Origin of the sequence: Ensifer sp. SL37 (assembly GCF_026672675.1) — a bacterium.
Taxonomy (GTDB): domain Bacteria; phylum Pseudomonadota; class Alphaproteobacteria; order Rhizobiales; family Rhizobiaceae; genus Ensifer; species Ensifer adhaerens.
In genome coordinates this window covers 1,212,937-1,225,384 of the sequence record NZ_JAPPRN010000007.1, presented here as the reverse complement: position 1 = coordinate 1,225,384, position 12,448 = coordinate 1,212,937, and the positions used below count along the sequence as shown (strand labels likewise).

At 62.7% G+C, this 12,448-nt stretch carries 10 protein-coding genes; 6 read left to right on the top strand and 4 right to left on the bottom strand.

All coding sequences use genetic code 11. The features are described from left to right. Positions 1-26: 26 nt before the first annotated feature. From OVA00_RS37950 to OVA00_RS37940, 3 genes are read right to left on the bottom strand one after another with little or no spacing between them, the layout of a single operon-like run. Positions 27-1,145 (bottom strand): iron-containing alcohol dehydrogenase, encoded by a 1,119-nt coding sequence (locus tag OVA00_RS37950; RefSeq protein WP_268090971.1) that lies wholly within the window; start codon positions 1,143-1,145, stop codon positions 27-29. A 4-nt stretch (positions 1,146-1,149) separates the two neighbouring features. Then, positions 1,150-2,106, bottom strand: coding sequence for a 4-hydroxythreonine-4-phosphate dehydrogenase PdxA (pdxA, locus tag OVA00_RS37945; protein WP_060580796.1), 957 nt, complete (start codon positions 2,104-2,106; stop codon positions 1,150-1,152). Then, the gene (locus OVA00_RS37940; RefSeq protein ID WP_268090970.1) at positions 2,103-3,299 is read right to left on the bottom strand and encodes a sialidase family protein; all 1,197 of its coding nucleotides are present in this window, start codon (positions 3,297-3,299) and stop codon (positions 2,103-2,105) included. Before OVA00_RS37940 ends, pdxA begins: the two co-directional genes overlap by 4 nt. A 230-nt stretch (positions 3,300-3,529) precedes the next feature. Here OVA00_RS37940 and OVA00_RS37935 point away from each other — a divergent pair, with 230 nt between their 5' ends. The 6 genes from OVA00_RS37935 to OVA00_RS37910 all read left to right on the top strand — a co-directional run bounded on the left by OVA00_RS37935 (position 3,530) and on the right by OVA00_RS37910 (position 10,390). Continuing rightward, complete coding sequence (locus OVA00_RS37935) at positions 3,530-4,399, top strand: DMT family transporter (RefSeq protein ID WP_268090969.1); 870 nt, start codon at positions 3,530-3,532, stop codon at positions 4,397-4,399. A gap of 56 nt (positions 4,400-4,455) precedes the next feature. After that, on the top strand, positions 4,456-5,925 hold the full coding sequence (locus OVA00_RS37930) for an ABC transporter substrate-binding protein (protein WP_442780607.1): 1,470 nt from the start codon (positions 4,456-4,458) through the stop codon (positions 5,923-5,925). A gap of 85 nt (positions 5,926-6,010) precedes the next feature. Beyond that, a complete protein-coding gene (locus OVA00_RS37925) occupies positions 6,011-6,925 on the top strand; it encodes an ABC transporter permease (RefSeq protein WP_034796335.1) in 915 nt (304 codons plus the stop codon). Positions 6,926-6,935: 10 nt separating this feature from the next. Next, a complete protein-coding gene (locus OVA00_RS37920) occupies positions 6,936-7,859 on the top strand; it encodes an ABC transporter permease (protein WP_268090967.1) in 924 nt (307 codons plus the stop codon). Continuing rightward, positions 7,852-9,471 (top strand): ABC transporter ATP-binding protein, encoded by a 1,620-nt coding sequence (locus OVA00_RS37915; RefSeq protein WP_060643880.1) that lies wholly within the window; start codon positions 7,852-7,854, stop codon positions 9,469-9,471. The genes OVA00_RS37920 and OVA00_RS37915 overlap by 8 nt, the downstream gene beginning before the upstream one ends. 28 nt (positions 9,472-9,499) lie before the next feature. After that, positions 9,500-10,390 (top strand): dihydrodipicolinate synthase family protein, encoded by an 891-nt coding sequence (locus tag OVA00_RS37910; protein ID WP_060643879.1) that lies wholly within the window; start codon positions 9,500-9,502, stop codon positions 10,388-10,390. A 33-nt stretch (positions 10,391-10,423) separates the two neighbouring features. On the opposite strand, the gene OVA00_RS37905 is transcribed toward OVA00_RS37910, so the two are convergent. Continuing rightward, positions 10,424-12,439 (bottom strand): transcriptional regulator, encoded by a 2,016-nt coding sequence (locus OVA00_RS37905; protein WP_268090965.1) that lies wholly within the window; start codon positions 12,437-12,439, stop codon positions 10,424-10,426. Positions 12,440-12,448 lie beyond the last annotated feature (9 nt).

Here is a 12,448-nt window from a genome sequence, read left to right as displayed (position 1 = left end):
GTTTTGTTTTTTGCATGGTCTATGGATCAAAAGGCTGCCTTGTAGACGGCAAGCACGTCCTCCACACTCATATCGCTCGGGTTGTTGTCCATGAGCCTTCGGTTGGCATGGGCCTCGCTTGCATAAAGCGGCAAGTCGTCGGCACTTGCGCCGTGAGCGGCAAGCGACATCTCGATGCCGAGATCACGGCAGAAGCCACGGGCAGCGCCCAGGAGTTCCTGGGAGGAGAGATTTTCGCCGAGACCAAGCGCCTTTGCGACTTCTGCCGTCTTGGCCGCGGCAACCGGTTGGTTGAAGGCGAGCACATGCGGAAAGATGATGGCGTTTGCCAATCCGTGGGGCAGGCGAAGCCGCGTTCCGAGCGGATAGGCGATGGCATGGCCAGCCGCGGTATTGACCGGCCCAAGGCAGATGCCGCCGTAGTAGGAAGCAAGCATCATCCCTTCTCGCGCCTCGGTATCGGCTCCATCCCTGACTGCGCGGGCGAGATGTTTGCCCACGAGCTTGAAGCCCATTCGGGCAAAGCCGTCGATCATCGGATGGGCGCGGCGATTGGTGAAGGCTTCCACGCAATGGGCCATGGCGTCGACGCCGGTGGCGGCGGTTACCGCCGGCGGCACGGAATAGGTGAGTTCCGGATCGAGAACAGCCAGGTCGGCAATCATGTGCGGGCTTTCGACCGCGATCTTGTTTCCCTTGACCGGGTCGGTGATGAGCGAGCGGATCCCGGCTTCCGAGCCGGTGCCGGCGGTCGTTGCGACTTGAGCCAGGCGGGTGTTGCGGCCGAGTACGCGGTTTGGCCCGGCGACATCGGCAAGCGTCTGCTCGGAGTCCCAAAGCACGGCGACAAGCTTGGCGACGTCGAGCACCGATCCGCCCCCAAGGCCGACGATGAGGTCCGGGCTGTTTTGGCGCGCGAAGTCGAGTGCGGCATCGAGCGTGTCGACATCGGGTTCGCCCGGGATGGCGTCGAACACCGCAACGCGGCCGGAAAGCTTCAGGCGGTCGACGAAGCCTGCGGTGATCGGCGTGGCGATGACGAGCACTGAACGGGCATCGGCCGCCCAGGCGCCGACCTCTGCGATTGTGCCGGCGCCGACGGCGAGGCGGCGCGGCTGATAAAGGGTGATGGGAGCGATGGTCATGGTGTCATCCTCGCTTGGCGTCGCCTGCCACCAACTTGCGGGCATAGGCGATGGCGGAGTTCATGTTGCCGTGGTTGGCGATCCCCTTGCCGGCGATGTCGAAGGCCGTGCCGTGATCGACCGAGGTTCGGTCGATCGGCAGGTCCACCGAGACGTTCACGGCGGTGTCGAAGGCGACGAGCTTCACGGGGATGTGCCCTTGGTCGTGATACTGCGCGACCACGAGGTCGAAGGCGCCCGAATAGGCGCGATGGAACACCGTATCTGCTGAAATCGGCCCATAGGCATCGATGCCTTCCGCGCGTGCTTGCGCAACGGCCGGCACGATCTGGTCGTCATCCTCGGTGCCGAACAGGCCATTTTCGCCGCAGTGGGGATTGATGCCGGCGACCGCGATTTTGGGCGCTACGTAGCCGATACGCTTCAAATGAGCGTCGCCGGCGCGGATCGTGGCGAGCACCCGTTCGGTCGTCGAGCGTCGGATCGCCTCCTGCAGCGCCACGTGGGTGGAAACGTGGATGACCTTGAGGCGCTCGGAGGCAAGCAGCATGTAGGCGGCCTTGGAGCCCGTGAGGCTGCGCAGCATTCCGGTGTGGCCGTCATAGTGGTGACCAGCAAGGTTTAGCGCTTCCTTGTTGATGGGCGCCGTGACGATGCAACCGATCACACCGGCTTCTGCGTCGCGCACTGCCTTTTCGATGAAGCGAAAGGCCGCGTCGCCGGCGACAGGGCTCAGCTGTCCCCAGGCAAGCGGCGCACCTTCAATCGGCAGATCGACGACATGTCCGGTGAGATCAACCTCAAGGCCGAGAGCGGCGCGGGCCGCTTCGAGCGTCGCGAGATTGCCGTAGATCCGGACCGTATCGCGTTCTTGCGGCGACATGTCGGCCAGCGCGCGCACCGAAATCTCGGGGCCGACGCCGCACGGGTCGCCCATGGTTATGCCGATGATATTGCTCATGAAGGTCTCCGTTGGTCAGCGTGGTCCCAGCCAGGGGCCAGGCGGACATATTTGATGGCGCGCCGGTGGTAGGTGTAGGCAAGGTGCATGGCGCCGTCCGGCCCCTCCAGCAGCCAGGGATAGGACATCTCCTTGTTGCGGCCGTCGGTCGAGTCATTGGAAAGGCATGTCCCGGGGCCGTCCTCGATCAGCAGGCGCACGGGAAATGTCTTGCCGCCATCTTGAGAGAGGCAAAGAGAGACTGGCGCGCGCCGGACACCCCAGATCGGAACGCAACCGCCCGTGGGGTCGGCGTCCGGGCGGTTGTCGTCCTCGCCGAGCTCGTCATAAAGCGACGTGCGTCGTTCGGCGGTGTCGGCCGCGCTTACGGGGTTGCAGATCATCGCGATCCGGCCGTCTTTCAGACTGAGAGCGGCGATAGAGGAATTGTTGTTCGGGATGTCACTGGCCTCGGGCCCGGACCAGGAGCGGCCCTCATCGAGGCTCTCGGTCCTGTAGACCCAGTCGGCCTGCCGCCGGCGGAAAAAGGCAGCAAGACGGCCTTCGCCAAGCGACACCGGCGACATGTGCACGCAGCCAATGGACTGATCCAGTTCTTCCAGTTGCCAGGTCTCGCCCTGATTAAGCGAAATGCCGACGGCTGCCGTATCATGGCTGCCGTTCCACTTCTGCCCGGGGCGCTGAACGCAGCGAAAGATCGGCAGCAGCCACGCGCCGTCACCGCGCACCACGAGCGGCGCGCGGATGAAGCAGCCACGGGGAAGGTCCAGGTAACGGCCTTCGCCGGTCGCTAGTACCAGCGGATCGGAAGCATCGCGGCGGACCTCAGCCATCCGGATCCGGCACTCGTCCTGATTGCCTGAGGGTTGGGAGGTGTGAAAGAGCCACAACCTGCCATCGGGCGCAGTGAAGAGCACCGGGTTTTGCTCCGAATGCGCGGCATCGAAGCTCAGGCGCTGCGGCGGTCCCCATTGCGTCGCCCCCTTGGGCAGCACCGAAGCAAAGATGGAAATGTCCGATTTGCCCTCGAGCGTGCCGCCGAACCAGGCACAGGCGAGCGCGCCGTCTGAAAGCAGATGCAGGAAGGCTGCATGGTTCTGGATCATCGGCGACGGCAACAGCGCTTCCATACGCTCGGGCGACACGGTTTGAAGCAGGCCATTCATGCTGCGGGCGATTTCTTCAGGGTCCATGAGTTCCTCCTGTGTGCTTCGAAAATCACCCAATTTTCAAAGTTGTCAAGTTTGATAAAGTTACAAATAGACATGTGCTCGTTTACCATTACGCATAACGCACTGATTTTACTGATATATTTATTGTGATTATTTCCATACAAAATTTACATCGCGAATTAATTTGACAAACTTTGGTGAAAGGTGGATGGTCTGAACAAGCCGGCAAGAGGATGCCGGGAGGAGGTCTGATGCTGGAAGCCAGCCCGAAGGGGGCTAAGATGGCGGTCATGTTCGCGGTTGGTGCAGCGATCCTTGCTGCCGCCGACGCGGTGATCGTGCGGGCGCTGAACGGCGCCGTGCATCCTTTCGTCATCGGCTTCTTCCGCGCTTTCTTCGGCGCGCTCATCCTTCTGCCTTTTGTTGCCCTGCGCCCATCGGTGCTCAAGTCGAGCCACCCCTTGCGTCAGCATGCGGTCCGTGCCGGCTTCAAGCTGCTCGCCATGGTCGCCTTCTTCGCTGCCTTCAGCTGGGGGCCGCTTGCTGACGTGACGGCCATCGCTTTCATGTCGCCGATCTTCCTTTTGCTCGGTGCCGCACTGGCGCTGGGCGAAAGGCCTGGCCCGGCTATGATCGGTGCGGTGGTGCTCGGTTTTGGCGGCACGATGCTGATCATCGGCCCCTCGGGAACCGGCTTCAGTCTCGCCATCCTTCTCGCCCTCACTGGCGCGGTGCTCCAGTCGACCATTCAGTTGATCCTGAAGTCCATGTCGAAGGGCGATAAGACCTCAACGCTGGTCGTCTGGAATCTCCTTTTGACCGTTCCGATCGCGCTTCTTTTCGCCTTGCCGTTCTGGACCATGCCTGGGGCGAGGGAGATGACGCTTCTGGCGCTGCAGGGTGTCGTGGGAACTGCCTGCATGGGTATGATGACCCATGCTTTTTCACTCGCGCCCGCCACGATCGTCGCGCCGGTCGATTTTTTGCGCTTGCCGCTCGTGGCGCTCGGCGGCTTCGCGCTTTTTGGCGAACAGATCGCCCTCACCACCCTTTGCGGCGGCGGGCTCATCGGTTGCGCGGCGCTAATTGCCGCGCGATCCGGAAAAGCAACATCCAGCTGAACGAATTTCACTAGGGAGGAAATGCCGTGAAGAAATTATTTGTCTTGAGTGCACTCATGTTGAGTTCGGCCCTGTCGCCCGCATTCGCCGGGTCCGGCCCCATTAAGATCGTGCTGGCCGAGGAGGCCGACCTGCTGGAGCCCTGCATGGCCACGCGCTCGAACATCGGCCGCGTCATCATGCAGAACGTCAGCGAAACGCTGACCGAACTCGACGTTCGCAGTGACAAGGGCGTCATGCCGCGTCTGGCCGAAAAATGGGAGCAGAACGAAGACAGCAGCTGGCGCTTCCACCTGCGCAAGGGCGTCAAGTTCTACGACGGCACGACCTTTGACGCCAAGGACGTCAAGCACAGCTTCGATCGCATCATGAGCGACAAGAACACCTGTGAATCGCGCCGCTACTTCGGCGGCATCACGGTGACCCCGACGGTCGTCGACGACTACACCATCGATTTCAAGGCCGATCCGGTTCAGCCGATCCTGCCGCTGCTGATGTCTCTCGTCACAATCGTGCCGGAGGAAACGCCGCTTGAGTTCGTGCGCGAACCGGTCGGCACCGGTCCGTACAAGCTGACCAACTGGACGCCGGGCCAGCAGATCGTGCTGACCAGCCGTGACGACTATTGGGGCGCAAAGCCCGAAGTGACGGAAGCCACCTATCTGTTCCGCGCCGACCCGTCGGTGCGCGCAGCCATGGTGCAGACCGGCGAAGCCGACCTTTCGCCGTCGATCTCGCAGCTCGATGCCACGAACCCGGCAACGGACTTTTCCTACCTCGACAGCGAAACCGTCTACCTGCGCATCGATCACAACATCGAACCGCTGAACGACGTTCGTGTCCGCCGCGCGCTCAACGTCGCCATCGACCGCCAGGCCTTCCTCGGTACCCTGGTTCCCGAAAGCGCATTGCTCGCCACCGCGATCGTGCCGCCACCGACGCTTGGCTGGAACCCCGACGTAAAGGTCTTCCCCTACGATCCGGAAGGCGCAAAGAAGCTGCTTGAGGAAGCCAAGGCCGATGGCGTCAAAGTCGACACGCCCATCACCATCATCGCCCGTTCTGCAAACTTTCCGAACGTGACCGAGATCATGGAGGCCATTCAGGCGCAGCTTGAGGAAGTCGGCTTCAAGGTCGAGCTGAAATTCGTCGAGGTCGCCGAGCACGAGCAGTACTATTCCAAGCCCTTCAAGGAAGGTCGCGGCCCGCAGATCGTTGCCGCCATGCACGACAATTCCAAGGGCGATCCGTCGTTCTCGATGTTCTTCAAATACGCAACCGAAGGCACCCAGTCCGGCTTCTCCGATCCGAAGGTCGACGACCTGATCAAGCGCGCGTCGGCTGCCGTCGGCGACGAGCGTGCCAAGCTCTGGTCGGAACTGATCGCCTATGTGCACGACGATGTCGTTGCCGACGTCCTGCTCTTCCACATGGTAGGCTTCTCCCGCGTTTCCGAGCGGCTCGAATTCAAGCCAACGATGGCGACCAACGGGACGCTGCAGCTCTCGGAGATCAAGATCAAGTAATCTGCCCTGGCGAACGAGGTTCGCCAGTCACAACAGCAATCAAGGCGGTGGGATGATCCCGCCGCCGGATTTCTTCGAGGGCGCCATGCTGAAATTCGTTCGAAAACGCGCCGTGGCCAGTCTGATCTCGCTCGTCGGGCTGCTCGTCATGGTCTTCTTCCTGTCGCGGTTGACAGGTGATCCGGCCGCCTTGTTCCTGCCGGTCGAAGCCTCCGCAGAGATGAAGGCGCAATTCCGCGAGCTGCATGGCTTGAACGATCCAATGCTGGTGCAGTTCGGACGCTATGTCGGCGACGTCGTCACCGGCGATTTTGGCGAATCCCTGCGCAAGGCGCGTCCTGCTCTGGACGTGGTGCTTGAGGCCTTCACCTGGACGCTCTGGCTCGCAGTCATCACCATGACGCTGGTCGCTGGTGCTGCGATCGTCGTCGGTTCGCTTGCCGCCTTCCGCGCTGGAGGCTTCTTCGATCGGCTCTCCTCGCTGATCTCGCTGGTCGGCGCTTCCGTTCCCGATTTCTGGATCGCCATCGTCGCGATCGTCGTCTTTTCGGTAAACCTCGCCTGGCTGCCGACTTCGGGCACGGGGTCGCTGCTTCATTGGATCCTGCCGATCTCGGTTCTGTTCATCCGGCCTTTCGGCATCATCGTCCAGGTGGTGCGCGGCTCGATGATCGGGGCGCTTTCTTCGGCCTATGTGAAGACGGCGCGCGCCAAGGGCGTCAAATCCGGGCCGATCATCTTCGTGCATGCGCTGCGCAACGCCATGCTGCCGGTCATCACCGTCATTGGCGACCAGGCCGCGAGCCTTTTGAACGGCGCGGTCATCGTCGAGACGATCTTCGGGTTTCCGGGCGTCGGCAAGCTGATGATCGATTCCATCTTGCAGCGCGATTTCAACGTCGTGCTCGCCGCCATCCTCGTCACGGCGCTGGCGATCTTCCTCATGAACCTGCTGATCGATCTGGCCTACGCGCTGCTCGATCCGCGCATCCGGCACTGAGGAGGGGACCATGACCCTGCAGACCGCCGATACCGTTGTTACCGAAGAACCGCGCTTTGCGACCCGCATGTTCCGCATGCTGCTTGCCGACAAATTCGCGCTTTGCGCCGCGATCTTCCTGCTTTTCGTTCTCATCATCGCAATCATCGGGCCGACCTGGCTCGGCGATCTCGCGACCAAACAGAACCTTAGAGGCCGCAACGCCGTGCCTTTCGACTGGGAGCGCGGCTGGGTCTGGTGGATGGGGGCTGATTCCCTCGGGCGGCCGCTGCTTGCCCGCATCATCGTTGCCACCCAGAACACGCTGATGGTGGCCGCCGGTGCCGTCGCGCTTTCAGCAACCGTCGGCACCTTCCTCGGCCTTGTCGCCGGCTTTTCCTCGCCGCGCGTCAATCAGATCATCATGCGGCTTGCGGACGTGATCATGTCCTTTCCGTCGCTGCTGATCGCGGTCATCGTTCTCTATATTCTCGGCTCGTCGATCCTGAACCTCATGCTGGTGCTGGCGATCACACGCATCCCGGTTTACCTGCGAACCACACGCGCCGAAGTGCTGGAAATCCGTGAACGCATGTTCGTGCAGGCCGCGCGCGTGATGGGCGCATCAAGCAAGCGCATCCTGTTCCGCCACATTCTGCCTGTCGTGCTGCCGACGCTGACGACGCTTGCGACGCTCGACTTCGCCTATGTGATGCTAGCCGAAAGCGCGCTTTCGTTCCTCGGTATCGGTATCCAGCCGCCGGAAATCACCTGGGGCCTGATGATCTCGCAGGGACGCCAGTACCTCACCAACGCATGGTGGCTTTCGTTCTGGCCCGGCCTTGCGATCATCCTTACCACCATGTCGCTAAACCTCCTGTCGAACTGGCTGCGCATCGCGCTCGACCCAGTGCAGCGCTGGCGTCTCGAAATGAAAGGTCGCAAGAATGGCTGACCATCTCCTGGAAGTTCGCGACCTGTCGGTCGAATTCCACACCGCAGTCGGCGTCGTGAAAGCGGTCCGCAATATCTCCTACCATCTCGACCGTGGCGAGACGCTCGCAATCCTTGGCGAAAGCGGATCCGGCAAGTCGGTCTCCTCCTCGGCGATCATGAACCTGATCGACATGCCGCCGGGACGCATCAGCTCGGGCGAGATCCTGCTCGACGGCGTCGACCTGCTGACAATGCCGGCGCAGGAAAGGCGCAAGGTCAACGGGCGCCGTATCGCCATGATCTTCCAGGACCCGCTGAGCCATCTCAACCCGGTCTATACCGTGGGCTGGCAGATCCGCGAGGCGCTCACCACCCACGGGACCGACGCCGCGAAAGCCGCTTCCGAGGCGTTGCGGCTGTTGACCCGGGTCGGCATCCCCGACCCTGAGCGCTCGCTCGACAAATATCCGCACGAATTCTCCGGCGGCCAGCGCCAGCGCGTGATGATTGCGATGGCATTGGCGCTCAGGCCAGATCTCCTGATCGCCGATGAGCCGACGACGGCGCTCGACGTCACCGTGCAGGCCGAAGTGCTCGCGCTGCTTGAGGAATTGCAGCGAGAGACCGGCATGGCGGTCCTCATCATCACCCACGACCTCGGCGTGGTCGCGGAGATCGCCGATCGCGTGGTGGTGATGGAAAAAGGCGTCCTGGTCGAAGCCGGCACGGTGCGCGAGGTCTACAAGAACCCGCAGCATCCCTATACCAAAAAGCTGATTTCCGCCGCTCCAGGCAAGGGCGAGATGCATGTGCCAGCCGCTCGCGCCGAACCCGTTCTTTCAGTTCGCGACGTGCGCAAACGCTATGGCTCCTTCGAGGCGCTGAAGGGCCTGTCCTTCGACCTCATGCCCGGCGAGACCATGGCCGTCGTCGGCGAGAGCGGGTCAGGCAAGTCGACGCTGGCGCGCATCCTGCTTCGCCTCGACGAACCGGATAGTGGCAGCGCCTTGTGGAAGGGCCGCGACCTCTTCACCATGTCGCCGGCCGAACTCTACAAGCTGCGCCGCGACCTGCAGATGGTCTTCCAGGACCCGACGCAGTCGCTCAATCCGCGTATGACCGTTTACCAGCTCATTTCCGAGGCCTGGGTCATTCATTCGGATATCTTGCCCAAGGCGAAATGGCGCGAGCGGGTGGCTGATCTTCTTGTGCAGGTCGGTCTCGGCCCGGAGCACATGGGCCGCTACCCACATCAGTTTTCCGGCGGCCAGCGCCAACGCATCGCAATTGCCCGCGCACTCGCACTCGAGCCGCAGCTGATCATCTGCGACGAGGCGGTCTCGGCGCTTGACGTTTCGGTGCAGGCGCAGGTGATCGCGCTGCTCGACCGGCTGCGCAAGGAAATGGGTATCGCCTTTATCTTCATCGCCCACGATCTGCCGGTGGTGCGCGACTTTGCCGACCACGTCATGGTCATGCAGAAGGGCAACATCGTAGAGCTTGGCACGGTGCGCGAGGTGTTCGACGCGCCGCAGCAAGACTATACGCGTGCGCTGCTTGCAGCCGGCCTCGACCCCGATCCCGACGTCCAGGCCGCTCATCGCGCCGCCCGTCTTCAGCGCGCGTCCTGAGGCGCCGTCCATTGAGAGGAAAATCCGCATGACCAAGCAAGCCTTCGTCGCCCTCGTGACCTGCTTCAACGACGACGAGACCATTAACTACCAGGCGACGCGCGCCCAGGTCCGCCGACAGGTCGCAGCGGGCAACAACATCATGTGCGCCGGAACCAACGGTGACTTCACCGCGCTGACATACGAGGAAAAGGTGCGCCTGACGGAGGAGGTGGTTGATGAGGTCGGCGGCCGCGTCAAGGTGATCGTCAATGCCGGCATGCCTGCCACCTTCGAGACAGTAAAACTCGCCCGAGAATTCGACCGGATCGGCGTCGACGGGATCGCAGTGATCACGCCGTTCTTCATTGCCTGCACCCAGGATGGCCTTGTCCGTCATTTCTCGACCGTCGCCGATGCCGTGAAGACGCCAGTCTACCTCTATGACATACCCGCCCGCACGCAGAACCATATCGAGCCCGACACGGCGCGCGCCCTTGCCGGCCACGGCAACATTGCCGGCATCAAGGATTCCGGCGGTGCGAAAGAAACGCTGGAAGCCTATCTGCAGGTTGCCAACGAGGTCGACGGTTTCGAAGTCTACTCCGGCCCCGATCATCTCGTGCTCTGGGCACTGCAGAATGGTGCGGCTGGCTGCATCTCGGGCCTCGGCAACGCCATGCCCGATGTACTTGCAGGTATCTTGAAGGCCTTCAATGCCGGCGACGTTGTCGAAGCGCAGAAGCAGCAGGCAACCTTTGCTGCCTTTCGGACCGACCTCTATGCACTCGGCTTTGCCCCGGCGATGGTCAAGCGCGCCCTCTACCTGCAGGATGCATCTGTCGGCGCAAGCCGACAGCCAGCACTTCTGCCAAACAAGGCACAGGACGAACAAATCGCTGAAATCCTTGAACGCTACCGCCTTCTCCAGCGGCTCTAAAACACGCAGGCGAATTTGGCCGGCACCGATCACTCAGGTCGCCAGCCCGATCAAGGCCGCCACTTGGCGATATCGGGCGATGACGTCGGGTGTGAAGTGGAAGGCGTCGAGGAAATTGTCCGTCCGGTAATCCGGCTTCTGCAGGCGGATGCGGGCCGCGTAGCTGCGAGCCTCACTGAGGCGTCCGGCGAGCGCAAGACAATGGGCTGCGATCGCGAGGATGTGCACATGCGCGTTCGGACGGGCTGCCGCCTTGATCGCCCAGTCTGCAGCCTCCTCGAAGGCGCCGAGCCGGATGAGCGCAATCGCACGGGTGCCGAGCATGCCGAACAGCAGCGGGTCGTAGGGGCTCAAAAGCCGCGAGTAATCAGATGCGGTGATCGCCGCTGCGGGGTCGCCGGACTGCGCGTGCACGAAGGAGAGCGCATAGTGCCCGAGGGCGAAATTGGGGCTGAGAAGGACCGAGTGCTCCAGTGCGCGCACCGCCTGGTCGTGGTCTCCGGTCAGCCAGAGGGCACGCCCCATCGACCAGTGCGCGGCGGGGTTCTGATCGTCAACCAAGAGGCTCTGCCCGGCGGCCTTGAGCGCGTCCCGGGTCTCGCCGTCGCGGTCGCCCCAGCGCTGGAATGCCCTTTGCCAGTGGGTGAAGGACAGCCCTGCATGGGCGCGTGAGAAGGTTGGATCGAGGCGTGTCGAAAGGCGGAAGAACTCGGCGGCGCGCTCGTTTTCCTCGGCGGTGAAGCGAAACATGTGCCAGAGGCCGCGATGATAGGCCTCCCAGGCGTCGAGCGAATCCGGAGGCTTCAGGATCGCGCGGTTGCGCTCTTCGTTCTCGATTTCAGCGGCGATCGACGACACGATGCTGTTGCTGATCTCGTCGACGACGGCAAAGTGCTCGGCCGCGCGCGCCTCGAGCCGCTCAGTCCAGACGATATGGGCGGTGGCCGCCTCTGCGACCTCCACGTTCACGGCGATCCCGAGTTCGTGCTGTTCTAGGAAGCCGGTGGCGACATAGTCGACGCCGAGCCGGCGGCCGATTTCCGGCAGTTCGAGCCCTTCGCCAGCGATGGCAAAAACAGAGCCTCGGGCAATAACGAAGAGACTGCGCAGGCGCGCCAGCTTGCTGATGACGTCATGCGCGACCGCGCTGCCGAGATCGTTCCGGCCCGCCCCGCCCGCGACAAGTTCGCGGAACGGCATGACGGCAATTGAGGCGCGGCGCGCGACCGTCACGTGGATGGGCTCGGAAGGTCTGCCAACACCGTCAGAAACGACGACGACCGCCGGTTGTCGGGGCAGGGGCCTGAGGCGTTCCCATGCCTCTCGGATCGGCGCGAAGTCCTCGCCCTCATCGGCAAAGAGGCGCGCTGCCGCATCGAGATGCCGGTTGCAGGCGTCGCCCATCCGCCTGCGGGACAATTCCGCCAGGAAGCGGAGATTTGCGTCTGCGTCGAGCGGCGCGAGGTCGAGCCATTGCCGGGCTGCCGGCAAGCCGTCCTCACCGCCGACGGGTGTTTTCTTGCCGATTTCTGCCGCGATCTCCAGCGCGTACAGGCGAAACTCGCTCCTCACCGATGTCAGCCAGTGCTCGAAGGCAGGGCTGTTGTCGATCTCGACCCCTTCGAGCAGATCGCCTCCGCATCGTCCAGCAATCGGCCGCAACGCCTCCAGATCGAGGTTTCCGATACCGCGACGCCTTGCTGCCTGGATGTGGCGTGCGTCGATGTCACAGTCTTCGAGATCGAGTGAAATCCGGTCGTTAGCCGTGATCACGCGCTTGCGGCCATCCGTGTCCATGAGCAAGCGGATTTTGCTCAGGCTCCAGCGCAATTCACCGCGCGGATCGCTCGGCACTTGCCAGAGCAGATGGCAGAGCCGTTCCCGAGGAACCGAACCTGGCGTCAGGGCCAGATAAGCGAGCAGCGCGCGCACCTTGCGCGACGGCGGTAACGGCACGGCCACCCCGCGGCGCATGAGTTTCATCGGCCCGAGCAGCCGCAGTTCCAGCTCCTTTGCCGAAAAAACCACGTCCGGGCCATCCGTTTCCATGCGCACTCC

Bases quoted from the DNA above. Each gene is read 5' to 3' on its own strand.
- OVA00_RS37950 (WP_268090971.1), bottom strand. From the start codon at position 1,145: ATGACCATCGCTCCCATCACCCTTTATCAGCCGCGCCGCCTCGCCGTC.
- pdxA (WP_060580796.1), bottom strand. From the start codon at position 2,106: ATGAGCAATATCATCGGCATAACCATGGGCGACCCGTGCGGCGTCGGC.
- OVA00_RS37940 (WP_268090970.1), bottom strand. From the start codon at position 3,299: ATGGACCCTGAAGAAATCGCCCGCAGCATGAATGGCCTGCTTCAAACC.
- OVA00_RS37935 (WP_268090969.1), top strand. From the start codon at position 3,530: ATGCTGGAAGCCAGCCCGAAGGGGGCTAAGATGGCGGTCATGTTCGCG.
- OVA00_RS37930 (WP_442780607.1), top strand. From the start codon at position 4,456: ATGTTGAGTTCGGCCCTGTCGCCCGCATTCGCCGGGTCCGGCCCCATT.
- OVA00_RS37925 (WP_034796335.1), top strand. From the start codon at position 6,011: ATGCTGAAATTCGTTCGAAAACGCGCCGTGGCCAGTCTGATCTCGCTC.
- OVA00_RS37920 (WP_268090967.1), top strand. From the start codon at position 6,936: ATGACCCTGCAGACCGCCGATACCGTTGTTACCGAAGAACCGCGCTTT.
- OVA00_RS37915 (WP_060643880.1), top strand. From the start codon at position 7,852: ATGGCTGACCATCTCCTGGAAGTTCGCGACCTGTCGGTCGAATTCCAC.
- OVA00_RS37910 (WP_060643879.1), top strand. From the start codon at position 9,500: ATGACCAAGCAAGCCTTCGTCGCCCTCGTGACCTGCTTCAACGACGAC.
- OVA00_RS37905 (WP_268090965.1), bottom strand. From the start codon at position 12,439: ATGGAAACGGATGGCCCGGACGTGGTTTTTTCGGCAAAGGAGCTGGAA.